General features: G+C 65.0%; 15 protein-coding genes. 5 read left to right on the top strand and 10 right to left on the bottom strand.

Annotated features, from left to right (window positions below):
- Nucleotides 1-16: 16 nt before the first annotated feature.
- Nucleotides 17-958: an allantoinase PuuE gene (puuE, locus tag H290_RS0113330; protein ID WP_020107310.1), complete on the bottom strand. Its 942-nt coding sequence runs from the start codon at nucleotides 956-958 to the stop codon at nucleotides 17-19.
- Between the two features lie 186 nt (nucleotides 959-1,144).
- Here puuE and H290_RS0113325 point away from each other — a divergent pair, with 186 nt between their 5' ends.
- Nucleotides 1,145-1,399, top strand: a complete 255-nt coding sequence (locus H290_RS0113325) for a DUF2631 domain-containing protein (RefSeq protein WP_020107309.1) — start codon at nucleotides 1,145-1,147, stop codon at nucleotides 1,397-1,399.
- A 65-nt stretch (nucleotides 1,400-1,464) separates the two neighbouring features.
- Nucleotides 1,465-4,377, top strand: coding sequence for a BTAD domain-containing putative transcriptional regulator (locus H290_RS0113320; RefSeq protein ID WP_020107308.1), 2,913 nt, complete (start codon nucleotides 1,465-1,467; stop codon nucleotides 4,375-4,377).
- Here H290_RS0113320 and H290_RS0113315 read toward each other — a convergent pair.
- Together H290_RS0113315 and rlmN are read right to left on the bottom strand one after the other, a co-directional pair.
- The gene (locus H290_RS0113315) at nucleotides 4,306-5,391 is read right to left on the bottom strand and encodes a class I SAM-dependent methyltransferase (RefSeq protein WP_020107307.1); all 1,086 of its coding nucleotides are present in this window, start codon (nucleotides 5,389-5,391) and stop codon (nucleotides 4,306-4,308) included. The two genes, H290_RS0113320 and H290_RS0113315, sit on opposite strands and share 72 nt — an antisense overlap.
- 104 nt (nucleotides 5,392-5,495) lie before the next feature.
- Nucleotides 5,496-6,605 carry a 23S rRNA (adenine(2503)-C(2))-methyltransferase RlmN gene (rlmN, locus tag H290_RS0113310; protein ID WP_020107306.1) on the bottom strand — a complete coding sequence of 370 codons (1,110 nt, stop codon included), beginning with the start codon at nucleotides 6,603-6,605 and terminating at the stop codon, nucleotides 5,496-5,498.
- An 85-nt stretch (nucleotides 6,606-6,690) separates the two neighbouring features.
- On the opposite strand from rlmN, the gene H290_RS0113305 reads away from it, so the two are divergent.
- On the top strand, nucleotides 6,691-7,086 hold the full coding sequence (locus tag H290_RS0113305; protein ID WP_081631584.1) for a lipopolysaccharide assembly LapA domain-containing protein: 396 nt from the start codon (nucleotides 6,691-6,693) through the stop codon (nucleotides 7,084-7,086).
- 4 nt (nucleotides 7,087-7,090) lie between these two features.
- Here H290_RS0113305 and H290_RS0113300 read toward each other — a convergent pair whose 3' ends face one another.
- The 5 genes from H290_RS0113300 to rpsB form a co-directional block, all read right to left on the bottom strand.
- Nucleotides 7,091-7,963, bottom strand: a complete 873-nt coding sequence (locus H290_RS0113300) for a phosphatidate cytidylyltransferase (protein ID WP_051122026.1) — start codon at nucleotides 7,961-7,963, stop codon at nucleotides 7,091-7,093.
- 51 nt (nucleotides 7,964-8,014) lie between these two features.
- Nucleotides 8,015-8,572: a ribosome recycling factor gene (frr, locus tag H290_RS0113295; RefSeq protein WP_020107303.1), complete on the bottom strand. Its 558-nt coding sequence runs from the start codon at nucleotides 8,570-8,572 to the stop codon at nucleotides 8,015-8,017.
- Between the two features lie 51 nt (nucleotides 8,573-8,623).
- Nucleotides 8,624-9,355: a UMP kinase gene (gene pyrH, locus H290_RS0113290; RefSeq protein WP_020107302.1), complete on the bottom strand. Its 732-nt coding sequence runs from the start codon at nucleotides 9,353-9,355 to the stop codon at nucleotides 8,624-8,626.
- A 154-nt stretch (nucleotides 9,356-9,509) separates the two neighbouring features.
- Nucleotides 9,510-10,334, bottom strand: a complete 825-nt coding sequence (tsf, locus tag H290_RS0113285) for a translation elongation factor Ts (RefSeq protein WP_020107301.1) — start codon at nucleotides 10,332-10,334, stop codon at nucleotides 9,510-9,512.
- Between the two features lie 57 nt (nucleotides 10,335-10,391).
- Complete coding sequence (gene rpsB / locus H290_RS0113280) at nucleotides 10,392-11,246, bottom strand: 30S ribosomal protein S2 (RefSeq protein WP_028463148.1); 855 nt, start codon at nucleotides 11,244-11,246, stop codon at nucleotides 10,392-10,394.
- 308 nt (nucleotides 11,247-11,554) lie between these two features.
- On the opposite strand from rpsB, the gene H290_RS0113275 reads away from it, so the two are divergent.
- Nucleotides 11,555-12,133 carry a M23 family metallopeptidase gene (locus tag H290_RS0113275; protein ID WP_020107299.1) on the top strand — a complete coding sequence of 193 codons (579 nt, stop codon included), beginning with the start codon at nucleotides 11,555-11,557 and terminating at the stop codon, nucleotides 12,131-12,133.
- A gap of 8 nt (nucleotides 12,134-12,141) precedes the next feature.
- On the opposite strand, the gene H290_RS0113270 is transcribed toward H290_RS0113275, so the two are convergent.
- On the bottom strand, nucleotides 12,142-13,041 hold the full coding sequence (locus H290_RS0113270; RefSeq protein ID WP_231373625.1) for a tyrosine recombinase XerC: 900 nt from the start codon (nucleotides 13,039-13,041) through the stop codon (nucleotides 12,142-12,144).
- 129 nt (nucleotides 13,042-13,170) lie between these two features.
- Nucleotides 13,171-14,010, bottom strand: a complete 840-nt coding sequence (locus tag H290_RS0113265; protein WP_020107297.1) for a siderophore-interacting protein — start codon at nucleotides 14,008-14,010, stop codon at nucleotides 13,171-13,173.
- 136 nt (nucleotides 14,011-14,146) lie between these two features.
- Between H290_RS0113265 and H290_RS0113260 the strand changes: the two genes are divergently transcribed.
- Nucleotides 14,147-14,986, top strand: a complete 840-nt coding sequence (locus H290_RS0113260) for an SDR family NAD(P)-dependent oxidoreductase (RefSeq protein WP_028463145.1) — start codon at nucleotides 14,147-14,149, stop codon at nucleotides 14,984-14,986.
- Nucleotides 14,987-14,994 lie beyond the last annotated feature (8 nt).

Here is a 14,994-nt window from a genome sequence, read left to right as displayed (position 1 = left end):
TCGACCACCGCTGCGGCTATGCCACCGGCGGGTGAGTTGCGATCCAGTGCCGCGCGATGTCGATGCGACGGGTGATCCAGACCTTCTCGTGGGACTGCACGTGGTCGAGGAAACGTTCGAGTGCCGCGGTGCGAGCGGGACGTCCGGCCAGCCGGCAGTGCAGCCCGATCGAGAGCATCTTGGGTGCACCCGCCTCGCCTTCGGCGTAGAGGACGTCGAACGCGTCTCGCAGATGGGCATAGAACTGATCCCCCGACGGAAACCCGGCCGGCGACGAGTACTTCATGTCGTTGGTGTCGAGTGTGTACGGCACCACCAGGTGGTCGACTTCCGATTCGCCCAGCGGAACCTTCACCCAGTACGGCAGGTCGTCGGCGTAGCTGTCGGAGTCGTAGATCAATCCACCGTGTTCGACGACGAGGCGTCGGGTGTTCGGTGAGTCGCGGCCGGTGTACCAGCCCAGCGGTGCGCTCCCGGTGAGGTCGGTGAGGATCTCCATGGCCTCGGCCATGTGCTCGCGCTCGATGTCGGGGTCGGTGAGCTGATAGTTCAGCCAGCGCAGTCCGTGTGAGGCGATCTCGTCCCCACGTTCGAGAAAGGCCGCCACCGCCTCGGGGTTGCGGGCCATGGCCTGCGCCACTGCGAAGATCGTCAGCGGGAGTCCACGCCGCTCGAACACCCGCAAGATCCGCCAGAGGCCGGCCCGGGATCCGTACTCGTACAGCGACTCCATACTCATGTGCCGGTTCGGAAAAGCGGTGGCGCCGACCATCTCCGACAGGAACGTCTCACTCCCCTCGTCCCCTTCGAGGACATTGTTCTCCGCGCCCTCTTCGTAGTTCAGGACGAACTGGACGGCAATGTTCGCCCCTGCCGGCCACTTCGGATTCGGCGGCGTCGGGCCGTATCCGATCAGATCTCTCGGATAGTCGACGTGGGTGTGATTCTCGAGCGGCACGGCATCATTCTGGCACCGGCCCCCCAACACTGCCGGTCGAGCGGCGCACCCGCACCCCACGGTGCGCGGCGCCTCTGCCCGGCGGCACGCCGTCAGTCCGCTGCAGACGGCCCGCGACTGCCGGTGCCCGCCGGGTCACGATATGCTCAGCGGAGCAAAAGTCGGATCGAACCAGCAGGAGTAACCGTGGCCAGCACTGAGGTCGAGTACAAGCCCGAACCCGCAGAAGCGCCTTCAGCCCGGTTCGGTTGGCACGGCGAAGGCCTGCGGACCTTCAAGATCGCCGCCTGGGTCTCGGTCGTCGCACTGCTCGGCATGACCATCGGCAACCACGAAGGCCACGTCGAGGACTTCTACCTCCTCGGCTTCGCCGGCCTGCTCGTCTTCATCCTCGTTCGCGGCGAGATCAAGAGCCGCGGAAAGTGGAAGCGGCGCAAGTAGCGTTTCGCTTCCTCCAACGGGGAATGGCGCGCATTTCCTGATCGTCCGCGCCTATCCTCGTCAGCATGGACATACGCGTCCTGGGGCCGCTACAGGTAGTCAGTGCCACCGGTGTGGATGTCACTCCCACCAGCCCGAGCCAGCGAACGGTGATTGCCGTCCTGGTCGCGGAATTCGGCTCCTACGTCGACGCCGATTCCCTGACCGAAGCTCTGTGGGGTGGTGTGCCCCCGGCGTCGGCACACCGAACACTGCACAGCTACCTGTCGCGGTTGCGCTCATCGCTCGGTCCGGTGATCAAGTCCAGCGCCGCCGGTTATGCACTCGACCGGACTCAGATCCGCTTGGACGCAGCCGAGTTCCGGACCGCGACCGACATCGCCGGAAATCTTCCCGCAGCGACCGCCGCCGATCAACTCCGCAGCGCGCTCGCGCTGTGGCGGGGAAGAGCGTTCGGAGAACTCGCCGGGCTACCCCAGATCGCCGCCACCGCACACGGACTCGAATTGATCCGGCTCGGCGCGCGAGAGCAGTTCGCCGATGCGCTGTTGCGGTCGGGCGACCATGCCGGCGCGATCGTCGAGGCCGACGCCCTCGTCACCGAACATCCCCTCCACGACCCCGCGTGGGTGCTGCTCGTGCGGGCGTACACCGCGGCGCGCCGACAAGCCGAGGCGATCAACACCTTTCGACGCGCCCATCGGGCCCTGACCGACGCGGGTCTGGAACCGTCCGAGCGCCTTCGTCGCGCGCAGCAGGCCGCGTTCGATACTGCCGGGACATTCGAGCGACCCCCCGATGAGGGAGACGAAGCCGGCCTCATCGGACGAGGCAGTGACCTGGACGCGATCTGCGCTCTGCTCGAACGGTCGAGTCTGGTCACCGTGGTGGGCGCTGGGGGCGTGGGGAAAACTGCGGTCGCGCGGGCCGTGATCGACCGCCACCGCAACCTTCACAACGCGGGGGTCCGCGTTGTCGAACTGGCGGCCGTCACCGATCCGGGCGCGGTCCCCGACGCAGTGATCACCGCGATCGGACTCACCGGCGACGCGGGCAATCCCCTGGACGTGTTGCGGCAGGCCCGGCATCTGGATGTGCTTGTGCTCCTCGACAATTGCGAACACGTCCTGGATTCGGTCTGCGCGGTGACCGACGCATTACTCGGTGGTGGCGACGGCTCCCTTCGGGTGATCGCCACCAGTCGGGAGCTGCTGGGAATGCCCCGCGAATACGGCTGGCCGTTGCGCCCACTGGACACCGGCGGCCCCGATTCGCCTGCGCAACAGTACTTCTCCGTCCGCGCGTCCGCTGCCCGCCCCGGTGCGCTGGCCGCCGGCGACGATCACGTCGTCGACCGGATCGTCCGGCAGCTCGACGGTTTGCCACTCGCGATCGAGTTGGCCGCGGCGAGGGTCGCGACCCTGGGCGTGGCCGATCTCGCCGATCAGATCGAGGCGAACATCAGCGGGTCCACCGACGCGACACCCCTGACCCGTCGGGGAGGCGAACCTCGACATCGGACCCTCAAAGCCGCGATCGACTGGTCTCGTGCCCTGCTGCCGCCCGACGCCCGCCACACGCTGGATCAGTGGACGGTGTTCGCCGGGGCTGTGCGCGCCGACGATGCGGCCGCCATCCTCGCCGTCGATCCGGCGACGCTCGACCTCCTGGCACAGCAATCATTGCTGTCCACCGAAATCCGTTCCGGCCGAACCTACTACAGAATGTTGCAGACCGTCCGTGCGGTCGTCGGCCGGCCCGACGACCGGACATTGCGCGCGCACCTTCGGCACTATGGGGCGGTCGCGGCCGAATGCGCACAGACTCTGCAGACATCCGGCGAGGCGGATGCACACCGACGTCTGACCGAGCTGATCGACGAACTACGGATCGCCCACAGCAGGGCACGAACGCTCGACATCGAGGCGGCGGTGGCGCTGTCGGTGAATCTGCACTGGTTCGGCGTATCGCGTCTGCACACCGAATTGCTCGGCTGGGCAGGCAAACTGACGCCCCTGGTCCAGGATCGACCCACGCTCGCGGCCGCGGTCGATGCAACGCTGTCGTACCGCCTGGTGATCGCCGAACAGCTCGATTCGGCCCGGGTTCGGGCCGATTGCGCCATCCGGACGAGCTCCGAGCACTCGACACGCGCACACGCTCTCGAAGCTCTCGGCGATTGCAGTCTGTTCGAAGGTGACCTCCCGGCGGCCTACGACCACTATGGCGCACTGAGCCGCGTCGGCATCGCGATGGGCAACAGCTACTACGAATTGATCGGGCGGGTCGGCCAGATCATGACGTTGGCATACGGGAACCGCCGCGCCGAGGCAGCAGCCGAACTCGGCGCCCTGAACGTTGACTTCGCCGGCCGCATCCTGAGCCCGACCCAGGCGAGCTGGCTGGAGTACGTACGCGGCGAAGCGGTCCTCGACGACGCACCGGTGGCCGCGACCGCGGCATTCGACAGGTCGATCGAGCTCGCAGACTCTGTCGGGAGCCGCTATGTCGCCGGCGTCGCAAGAGTCTCGGCGGTCAGCCTCGAGGCCCGCACCGGTGATCCGGTCGCCGCACTGACGCGGTACGCCGAAGTCATCGAACACTGGCTCGGCACCGGCTCGTGGTCACACCTGCTCACCACGATGCGCAACCTGGCGTCCACGCTCGAGGCAGTGGGCGCCGACCATGGCGCCGCGCAGCTGATCGGCGCGGTGTCACGTCCCGATAAGACACGGTCGTACGGAGCCGAGGCAGCTCGGCTGGCCGATGCCACAGCGGCATTGCGGTCCCGGCTCGGCACCGACATGTTCGACAGCGAATACGCGGTCGGTGCGACGCGTGACCTGTCCACCGGCGGCCGGATCGCCATCACCGAGATCCGACGTCTACTCGAGCACCGGACACCGTCACTGCAGCCGGTAGAACCGGAACATGTCGTGATCGATGTCGACGATCGACGCACCATCGAATCCGGCTGAGCGAGCATAACTTTCGAGTGTCGAATGCCGCATGACCGTACCGGTCGCCGCGCTGTCCGGATCCGACATTCCGTCGGGCAGGCAGCACAGGATCGAGAATCCGTAGAGGATCTGCTCAACCGGCCCGGCATCGGCACCGAAGGATTCCGCGGTGCGCTCATCCATGATCACCACCGGTGCGCCCGGAGCGGCGAGACGCCTTGCGGTCGAGAGAAATGCCACCGGATCGGACAGATCGTGAACGCACTCGAACGCGAAGACCGCGTCATATCGACCGGTCAGTTCGGCCTCCCGTAGATCGGCGATCCGGAAATGCACACGATCCCCCACCCCGTGGGCAGCCGCGTTGCGGGTCGCCGCCGCGATGGACGCCGCGTCGACATCAAAACCGTCGACCGTGATCTGCGGATATCCGAGAGCCAGGGCAATGGCCGACCAGCCTTCACCGCAGCCGATGTCGGCGACCTGACCACCGGTTTGCAAGCGACTGTGCAGGTCGGGGATCTTCGGGAGGAATTCCTGGGTGAGCTGGCCGAGGAACATGGGCCGGTTGGCGTAGGCCTGCGCCTCGCGCGCGTCGGTGCCGAGCTGCTGCCACGACACCCCACCGCCGTTTCGGTACACCTCGACAAGGGACGGCAGGGCCGCTCCGGTGGCGGCGAAGAAGCGGGACAACGACGCCATGTAGCTCAGACTGTCCTGGTTCACCAGAACCTCGGCATGCGCCGGCGGCAACGCGAACCGAACCGGATCGTGTTCCATCTGCGCGGTGATGTATCCCGCAACACTCTGATGTTCGAGCCACTCACGGGCATACCTCGGGACTGTGCCCGTGCGGTGTGCCAGTTCGTCGGCGGTCATCGGACCCTCGGCAGCCAGCGTCCGGTACCAGCCGAGTCGATCGCCGAGGTAGAGCGCAGACACATTCTGCGCTCCCAGCAGGTCTGCAAAGACGCTTTCGGCGAACTGTTCGACCGACGGTTCGGAGCCGGTGGGTGCTGCTGTGGTGGACATTGGACGATTCCTTCCTCGTATCGAATGATGCGAGTCCAGAATCGCGGGCGGACGTTGCAGCCCGGATGCAGCCCGGTTGCAGCGCCAGAGCCGCTGACCCGGTGCTACTTCTCCTCGGCCGCCAACTGTCCACACGCGGCGGCGATCTCCTGGCCACGGGTGTCTCGGACGGTGCACGAAACACCCTGCGCGAGAACCCGTCGCACGAACTCCCGCTCGGCCGGCTTCGGGCTGGCATCCCACTTCGAACCCGGCGTCGGATTGAGTGGGATCAGGTTCACGTGGACCAGAGGTCCGAGAGCCTTGCGCAGCTTCTCCCCGAGCAGGTCCGCACGCCACGGCTGATCGTTGATATCGCGGATCAGGGCATATTCGATCGAGACCCGGCGACCGGTGTTGTCGGCGTAGTAGCGCGCGGCGTCGAGCACCTCTTTCACCGACCAGCGGTTGTTCACGGGTACCAGCGTGTCCCGGAGTTCGTCGTCCGGTGTGTGCAGGGAGACGGCGAGTGTGACCGTCAGGCCCTCATCGGCCATCCGCCGGATCGCCGGAGCCAGTCCCACCGTCGACACGGTCACCGAACGCTGCGAGATGCCCAGGCCGTCAGGTGCCGGTGAGGTGATCTTCCGGACCGCGTCGATCACGCGCTTGTAGTTGGCCAGCGGCTCGCCCATGCCCATGAACACCACGTTGGAGAGGCGTCCGGGTTCACCCAGCTCTCCATCACGCATCGCGCGGGCCGCCGACCGGACCTGGTCGACGATCTCGGCGGTCGACAGATTGCGGTCCAGCCCACCCTGCCCGGTGGCACAGAAAGGACACGCCATACCGCAGCCGGCCTGGCTGGAGATGCAGAGTGTGGTGCGGTCGGTGTACCGCATCAGCACCGATTCGAGCAGCGTCCCGTCATGCAATCGCCACAGCGTCTTGCGGGTGGTGTTGTCGTCGCAGGCGATGTGCCGGACCACGGTCATCAGCTGCGGAAACAGCGCCTGCCCCACTGGCTCGCGCATCGCCGCAGGTAGGTCGGTCATTTCGGCGGGATCGGCGTTGAGCCGCGTGTAGTACTGACGGGCCAGCTGGTCCGCGCGGAACTTCGGCAGGCCGAGCTTGGCAACCGCGGCAATGCGACCTTCGGCGTCCAGATCTGCCAGGTGCTGTGGAGGTTTGCCGCGTTTGGGCGCGTCGAACACCAGCGGAAGCGGAACAGTCATCCTTAAAGCCTGACGTAGATCGGCCGGAGATGCCAATCTCGCAACTGTGATTGTCGCCGACCGACAGTTGGCGGACGATGGAATCATGACCCAGCCGCCAGATGGATATCCGCAGGAACCCGCCGGCAACTACCTGCCACCTGATCAGGCGCCGCAGGCCAACTACCCGGTGGCGGGCGAGGTCCCGGCCGCCGACCACCGCGATGAATTCAATCGTCAGGCCCTTGATGATGTGAAGCACACCCGCATCAATGCGCTCTGGGTCGGCTTGATCGCCGGTGCGATCATCACGCTGCTGCTGCTGATTTTCATCGTGCAGAATGTCGAAAGCCAGAGCATTCATCTGTTGTTCTGGACCGTCGAGCTACCACTCGGCGTCAGTCTGCTGATCGCGGCCATCCTCGGCGCGGTGATCACCGGAATTGTCGGGAGCCTACGGATGTACCAGGTTCGACGGGCGGTCAAAAAGGCTCAGGTCTGACGGCTCAGAGCAGGGCGCCCAGGATCGCCCACACCACGAACGCCGACGGCAAGAGAGAATCGAGCCGGTCCATGATGCCGCCGTGACCGGGTAGCAGAGTTCCCATGTCCTTGATCCCGAGGTCGCGTTTGACCTGCGATTCGACGAGGTCGCCGAGGGTGGCGCAGATGACCAGAACCGGACCCAGGATCAGTCCGATCCACCACTGCGCATCCACCACGAACATCACGGTCAGCACTGAACCGGCAACACCGAAGATCAGTGAGCCGACCATCCCCTCCCACGACTTCTTGGGACTGATCGCGGGCGCCATCGGATGCTTGCCGAACGAGACGCCGAAGAGGTAGCCGCCGACGTCGGAGCAGACCACCACGATCATCAGGGTGAACACCCGGGCGGCGCCGTTGTCCTCGAGCACCATCGACGCGCCGAACGCACCCATCAGTGGGAGCCAGCAGAGCACGAGCGTGGTGCCCGCGAGATCTTGGAGGTAATTATCCGGCGCGGACTGCAGCCCTTGGCCCAGCAACTTCCAGATCATCGAGACCAGCACAGTCGCGGCCAGAGCCACGATGGACGCCGTAACGCCCCACGGCCAGCTCACCCACATGATGGCCTGGCCGCCGACCAGGACCGGGATCAGCGCCACCTTGATGCCACTCTCGCGGAATCGCTTGGTCACTTCCCAGCTCGCGACACCGATGGCCACGGCGACAACCGGGAACCAGACTTCGGGCACAAAGATGAGAATCAGGATCAGGGACACACCCAGTGTGCCGCCCACCCCGATCGCGGCCGGCAGGTCACGTCCCGCTCGGGAGGTGGAGCCCTTCGGCTGCGGACCCGGTGTGCCCTGCGGCCGATCTGTATCGGTCACCTGTTGCCCTGCTCCTTTGGTCACCACCGAAGACGTGTCATCGACGATGACTCAGACCTCGAGTAGTTCGGCTTCTTTGTGCTTGACCAGATCATCGATCTGGGTGACGTACGACGCGGTGGTCTTGTCGAGGTCCTTTTCCGCGCGACCCACCTCATCCTCACCGGCTTCGCCGTCCTTCTGGATGCGCTTGAGCTCATCGACTGCTTTACGTCGCACGTTGCGGATGGAGACCTTGGCGTCTTCGCCCTTTGACTTGACCTGCTTGACGAGCTCGCGGCGCCGCTCTTCGGTCAGCTGTGGAATCGAGATCCGGATGATGTTGCCGTCATTGGTCGGATTGACGCCGAGATCGGAATTGCGGATGGCGGTCTCGATCGGCCCCAGCGAACTCGCCTCGTAGGGCTTGATCACCACCATGCGAGCCTCCGTGGTGTTGATGGAGGCTACCTGTGTGACCGGAGTCGGAGATCCGTAGTAGTCGATGGTGACCCGGTTGAACATCGCCGGATTCGCACGGCCGGTGCGGACCGAGCCCATGTCATCCCGCGCGACACTGACAGCCTTTTCCATTCTTTCTTCGGCGTCTAGGAGCGCGTCGTCGATCATGGTGTCCTCCGTTGTCGATGTGTCATGGCGTCCGGGGTATATGTCTACCGGTCAGGTGGTGACCAGTGTTCCGATCTTCTCACCTGCGACCGCTCGCGCAATGTTGCCCTGCTCGAGAAGGTTGAAAACCAGGATCGGCATCTGGTTGTCCATGCACAGGCTGAACGCCGTCGCATCGGCGACCTTGAGGCCCTTCTCCAGGACTTCGCGGTGGGTGATCTCGCGGAACAGTGTGGCATCGGGATCAACCCGGGGGTCGGCCGAGTAGACGCCGTCGACGCCTTTGGCCATCAGGACGACCTCTGCCTGGATCTCCAGGGCGCGCTGCGCGGCGGTGGTGTCGGTGGAGAAGTACGGCATGCCCATACCGGCACCGAAGATGACGACGCGGCCCTTTTCCAGGTGCCGCTGTGCGCGCAGCGGGATGTAGGGTTCGGCGACCTGACCCATGGTGATGGCGGTCTGCACACGCGTCACGATGCCGCGCTTTTCCAGAAAGTCTTGTAGTGCAAGGCAATTCATGACGGTGCCGAGCATGCCCATGTAGTCCGAGCGCGAACGGTCGAGGCCACGCTGCTGCAGTTCGGCGCCACGGAAGAAGTTGCCGCCACCGATGACCACTGCCACCTCGACACCTGATTTGACCACTTCGGCGATCTGGTCGGCCACAGTCGAGACGACGTCGGGATCGAGCCCGACCTTGCCTCCGCCGAACATCTCACCACCGAGCTTGAGAAGCACGCGCTTGAATCCGGTGCGGTCTGGCGCGATGTTCTCGGTCATGTGGGGAGTCCCTTCGTAGTGCCGGGTGTTCGTCAGGCTAATTCTTGCGCCCCAACACAATGTGTCATCTGCGTCGGGCTCGATCGTAACGGGACGCCTGCGCAAAAGAACCCCGGCGAATCAAATGATTCGCACGGGGTTCCTTGCACAAAAATCAGGCCTGTCCGACCTCGAAACGGGTGAACGACACTACCTGTGCGCCCGCTTCCTCGAGAACAGCCTTGACTGTCTTCTTGGACTCGGTGACCGACGCCTGGTCTACGAGGACGACGTCCTTGTAGAACCCGTTGACGCGACCTTCGACGATCTTGGGGAGCGCAGCCTCGGGCTTGCCCTCCTCACGAGCGGTCTGCTCGGCGATGTGACGCTCGGAAGCGACAACCTCCGCAGGGACCTCGTCACGGGTTGCGTACTTGGCGCGCAGCGCAGCGACCTGCATGGCAGCGCCGCGAGCGGCCTCTGCTGCAGCGTCGGTGTCGCCGGTGTACTCGACCAGGACACCAACAGACGGCGGCAGATCCGACGCCCGCTTGTGCAGGTACGAGGCAACCTTGCCCTCGTGGAAGGCCACGCGACGCAGGACCAGCTTCTCGCCGATCTTGGCAGCGAGTGCCTGAACGAGCTCGTCGACCGTGCCGTCGCCGACCTTGGCGGCCTTGAGGACCTCCACGTCGGACGTCTTCGCAGCGACTGCAGCGTCGAGAACCTGGGCCGCGAGGGCCTGGAACTCTTCGTTCTTCGCAACGAAATCGGTCTCGGAGTTGATCTCGATCATCGCGCCGTCTTTGGCGGCGATCAGACCTTCGGCGGTGGACCGCTCGGCACGCTTGCCGACGTCCTTGGCGCCCTTGATACGGAGCTCTTCGACGGCCTTGTCGAAATCGCCATCATTGGCGGCCAGAGCGTTTTTGCAATCGAGCATTCCCGAACCGGTGAGTTCGCGGAGCCGCTTGACGTCAGCGGCGGTGTAGTTCGCCATGGGTGGGCGAGCCTCCTGTAGTCGAATGTTTCTGGAAGTTGTTGAACCAGAAGGGAATCAGGCCTGTGCAGGGGTTTCGGCTTCAGCGGCGGGAGCCTCTGCTGCCGGTGCCTCTGCGACGGGTGCCTCTGCGGGTGCGGTGGCCTCGGTCAGCAGTTCCTGCTCCCACTCGGCGAGGGGCTCGCCGGCGGCATTCTGCGGCTTGGCGTCGGAAGAGCTCTGGCCGGCGCGTGCCTGCACACCTTCAGCGACTGCAGCGGCGACCACGTGGGTCAGCAGTGCAGCGGAGCGGATGGCGTCGTCGTTGCCCGGGATCGGGTAGTCGACGAGGTCGGGGTCGCAGTTGGTGTCCAGGATCGCGATGACCGGAATGTTCAGCTTGCGAGCCTCGGAGACCGCGAGGTGCTCCTTGTTGGTGTCGACGACCCAGATGGCCGACGGAACCTTGGCCATGTCCCGGATACCACCGAGGGTGCGATCAAGCTTGGTCATCTCACGCGTGAGCATGAGGATTTCCTTCTTGGTGCGTCCTTCGAAGCCGCCGGTCTGCTCCATTGCCTCGAGGTCCTTCAGGCGCAACAGGCGCTTGTGGACGGTCGAGAAGTTGGTGAGCATTCCGCCGAGCCAGCGCTGGTTCACATACGGCATGCCGACGCGGGTGGCCTCGGCAGCGATGGATTCCTGAGCCTGCTTCTTGGTACCGACAAACAGGATGGTGCCGCCGTGGGCAACCGTCTCCTTGACGAATTCGTACGCCTTGTCGATGTAGGTCAGCGTCTGCTGCAAGTCAATGATGTAGATGCCGTTGCGATCGGTGAAGATGAAACGCTTCATCTTCGGATTCCAACGACGGGTCTGATGCCCGAAATGAGCGCCGCTGTCAAGCAGCTGCTTCATGGTTACGACAGCCATGGTTTCACTTTCATGTGCAGTTACGTCGGCATCCGGTTGGTTGCCGACCCTGGCACCTGTCAGGTGTGGAACCTTCTTCACAGAAGGACTGCCCACACCCCGTGTCGGACGAACAAAACTGTTGGCCGACCGCAGGCGCGCGAAGTCACTCCCACCGAGGCGAGAGCGCCATGTGAGTCTACGCGCGCCGGGCTCCCAGACGAAATCGCCGTCCCACCTCTCGGAGTGCCCGCTGTCAAGGCCTTCGGCCGAATTGTGGATGACCGGTCAGGTTCTCCACAAACACTCCCCTGACCTGGTGTGATCGGGTGGCTGCGACCACCATCGTCGACATGGCTTTGTGGCGGGCGTTTCATCGGGCAACCACGACCGTAGTCGCCGCCGTGGTCACCGCTTCGATCCTTTCGGCTCCGTGGACACCGGTCGCAGGCACCGCACCGGCCTCCGGCACCGATCAGGGCTACGGCTGGCCGCTGTCCCCGGTTCCCTCGGTGGTACGCCGATTCGAACCGCCCTCGCAGCGCTGGCTGGCCGGACACCGGGGTGTCGACCTCGCCGCACCCGCGGGTTCGGTTGTCAGGTCGGCCGGGGACGGGATAGTGCATTTCTCGGGCCAGGTCGCCGGCAAACCGGTGGTATCGATCCGGCACCCGGACGGACTACTGACCACGTACGAGCCCGTCACCGGCTCGGTCAGAGAAGGTGCGTCTGTCAGTCGCGGATCACCGATCGGCGTGCTCGACTCCGGTCACGCGGGCTGCCGAAGTGCGTGCCTGCACTGGGGTGCCCGACGCGGAGCCGGTGCATCGGCTGTGTACTTCGACCCACTGGCACTGCTCGGACTGGTACGGGTGCGCCTCAAACCACTGCAGCCCGGCGATGGATGAACCGCCCATCACGCCCGGGGATGCGCCTGGTCGTGGACTTTTCGCAGGCGTTCGACGCTGACGTGGGTATAGAGCTGCGTGGTTGCCAGACTGGCGTGTCCGAGAAGTTCCTGTACGACCCGGAGGTCGGCGCCACCTTCGAGGAGGTGAGTGGCTGCGCTGTGCCGCAGACCGTGGGGTCCGAGATCGGGCGCGTCGGGCGAGGCGGTCAGCACCCTGTGTACGACGGTTCGGGCCATTCGCTGATCGAGTCGTCCACCTTGTGCGCCGAGCAGGAGTGCGTGACCGGATTTGGGCTGAGCGAGCGCGGGTCGACCGGTCAGCAGCCACCGATCGACGGCCCTGGCAGCCGGGGTCCCGAACGGCACGGTCCGCTCTTTGTTGCCTTTGCCGATGACCTGCAACACATTCCGCGACCGGTCGACGTCGTCGATGTCGAGGCCACAGAGTTCCCCGACCCGAATACCGGTGGCATACAACAGTTCGACGATGAGCTGATCGCGCTGCGCGATCGGATCGTCCGGATCACGGTCGGGTGCGGCCGGCGTCAAGGCCGCCCTGGCCTGATCGGCGCTCAACACACCGGGCAGTGTTCGGTGCGCTTTCGGTGCCTGCAGTCGGGTACCCGGATCGACGGCGAAGATTCCTTCGCGGGTGGCCCAGGCCGTGAACCGCTTGGCCGATGAGGCTTGCCGCGCAATGGTTGTCCGGGCCGCACCGCTCTTGCTGTGCGCGGCCAGCCACGCCCGCAAGGTCGCCAGGTCGATGGCCGGAGGCGCCTGTCCGCGGACCCCGGCAAAGCTGATCAATGAGCGGATATCCCCGAGATAGGCACGCACGGTGTGCTCGCTGTGCCCGCATTCGAGACGCAGATAGCTCTCGTACTCGTCGATGATCGATGTGCTCACCCGCTCAGCCAACCGATCGGGGTCGCCGGCTGCAAGCCGCCACACCCCCGACACCCCAAAGTGTGGCCTTTTGGTTATGCCCACCTGGGCAAATGCTCACCAAAACCGCACATCATCGGGGGCGGGCCATCAGGTGGTTGCGCCCTCCCGCGCTCGCTGACTTGCCTTCCACTGACGGAAGCCCTCTTCGGTGTGGCCGCGTCGCCAATAACCACTGATCGATGCGTTGGCCGCTGGTACTCCGCGTTCCTTGCGGATATAGCCACGCAGGTTCTGCATCACCACTTCGGCTTCGCCGTGGATGAACACCTGAACCGAACCCGGCAGCCATTCGGCGGTCCGGACGGCCGCGACGATCGGGGCGTTGGCCCCGCCGAGGTCATCAGTGATGGCGTCGGAACTGACGCCACGGTGCAGCCAGACGATCTCGGCGGTGTCGGGGGCGATCAGATCGACTTCATCATCGGGTCCACCGACCTCGATGAACGCCTTCACCACGGTTCCGTCGGGCATGGCTTCGAGGGCCGCGGCGAGTGCGGGAAGTCCCGCCTCGTCGGAAGCCAACAAATGCCAGTCGACATCTGTCTTGGGCCGATAGCCGCTGCCGGGACCCTGAAATCGGATCTCCTCACCCGGTAGGGCCGCAGCCGCCCAGGGACCTGCGATGCCCTCGTCGCCGTGAACAACAAAATCCACCGCGATCTCACGGGCCGCGTTGTCGACCCGCCGGACTGTGTACGTACGCAGGATCGTCGGCTCATCACCGCGGAGCTTGGCCCGGATCCGTTGCAGACCGCGCGGTTTGGCGGCTGTCGCTTCCTCTTCCGGGAACATGAACTTGATGTACATGTCGGTGTCGTCGTTCGCCTGGAAGTCGTCGAAGCCGGGGCCCCCGAGATACACCCGTACCAGGTGGGGTGCGAGCTGTTCCGTCCGCTGAACCGTCATCGTATTTTGTCGCCTGGCCACGCGTGCGTCCTCTCGTCGATGGCGGCGGGCCGGCAGTCATTCGTCATGCCGGCTCCGGCCACCCGATCCACCGTACCCGAATATAGGTGACCCTAAGTCGCGCGCATCACAGCTGCGGCACCGATACCGTTGTCGAATGCCAACAATTTTGATCACCGGAGCGTCCCGTGGAATCGGCCGGGCCACATCCCTGCGGCTTGCGTTGTCGGGATGGGATGTGTTCGCCGGGGTGCGCGATCAGTCCGCAGGCGACGAGCTGAAGAGCGCGGTACCCGACCGGATCACCCCGGTCATCCTCGACATCACCGATGCAGAGCACGTTCGCGCTCTCGGGGATGTGCTGCCTGACAGTCTCGACGCCGTGGTCAACAATGCCGGGATCGTTGTCGGCGGACCGGTGGAGACCATTTCGGCGGAGCAGTTGCGTCATCAGCTCGAGGTGAACGTGGTCGGGCAGCTCGCGGTGACGCAGGCCGTGTTGCCGCGGCTGCGCACCTCGAAGGGCCGCGTGATCTTCGTGTCGTCGGTCAGCGGCCGGATCGCGACGCCGATGACGGGCGCATACAACGCATCCAAGTTCGCCCTCGAGGGAATGGCGGATGCCCTTCGAATCGAGTTGCGGCCGTGGAAGATTCCGGTTGTTCTGGTCGAGCCCGGCCAAACCGATACCGACATCTGGCGCGACGCCCAGTCCACACTCGACAACAGTCTCACCGAACTCAGCGACGCCCACCGGACGCTGTATGCCAAGCATATCGACGGATATCGCAAAACCATCGGAATGTCGCAGAAGGCTGCGGTACCCGCCGACGACGTGGCGGCCACTATCGAATCCGCGCTCACCGACAAACGCCCGCGAGCCCGATACGTGGTCGGTACAGCGAACAGAGTGCAGGCCCCACTGATCGGATTGCTGCCGACAAGGCTCACCGACATCATCATCGGAAAGGTCACCGGCGTTCCGCGCACCCCGTGAGCTCAGCC

Source organism: Nocardia sp. 348MFTsu5.1, from assembly GCF_000383535.1.
In the GTDB taxonomy this organism is placed as follows: domain Bacteria; phylum Actinomycetota; class Actinomycetes; order Mycobacteriales; family Mycobacteriaceae; genus Williamsia; species Williamsia faeni.
The sequence above is the reverse complement of the archived record's forward strand: the minus strand, read 5'-3'. Positions and strand labels throughout refer to the sequence as shown.

What these genes read in the sequence shown, in the direction of transcription:
- H290_RS0113320 (WP_020107308.1), top strand. Translation starts at nt 1,465, where the DNA reads ATGGACATACGCGTCCTGGGGCCGCTACAGGTAGTCAGTGCCACCGGT.
- H290_RS0113315 (WP_020107307.1), bottom strand. Translation starts at nt 5,391, where the DNA reads ATGTCCACCACAGCAGCACCCACCGGCTCCGAACCGTCGGTCGAACAG.
- rlmN (WP_020107306.1), bottom strand. Translation starts at nt 6,605, where the DNA reads ATGACTGTTCCGCTTCCGCTGGTGTTCGACGCGCCCAAACGCGGCAAA.
- H290_RS0113305 (WP_081631584.1), top strand. Translation starts at nt 6,691, where the DNA reads ATGACCCAGCCGCCAGATGGATATCCGCAGGAACCCGCCGGCAACTAC.
- frr (WP_020107303.1), bottom strand. Translation starts at nt 8,572, where the DNA reads ATGATCGACGACGCGCTCCTAGACGCCGAAGAAAGAATGGAAAAGGCT.
- pyrH (WP_020107302.1), bottom strand. Translation starts at nt 9,355, where the DNA reads ATGACCGAGAACATCGCGCCAGACCGCACCGGATTCAAGCGCGTGCTT.
- tsf (WP_020107301.1), bottom strand. Translation starts at nt 10,334, where the DNA reads ATGGCGAACTACACCGCCGCTGACGTCAAGCGGCTCCGCGAACTCACC.
- rpsB (WP_028463148.1), bottom strand. Translation starts at nt 11,246, where the DNA reads ATGGCTGTCGTAACCATGAAGCAGCTGCTTGACAGCGGCGCTCATTTC.
- H290_RS0113260 (WP_028463145.1), top strand. Translation starts at nt 14,147, where the DNA reads ATGCCAACAATTTTGATCACCGGAGCGTCCCGTGGAATCGGCCGGGCC.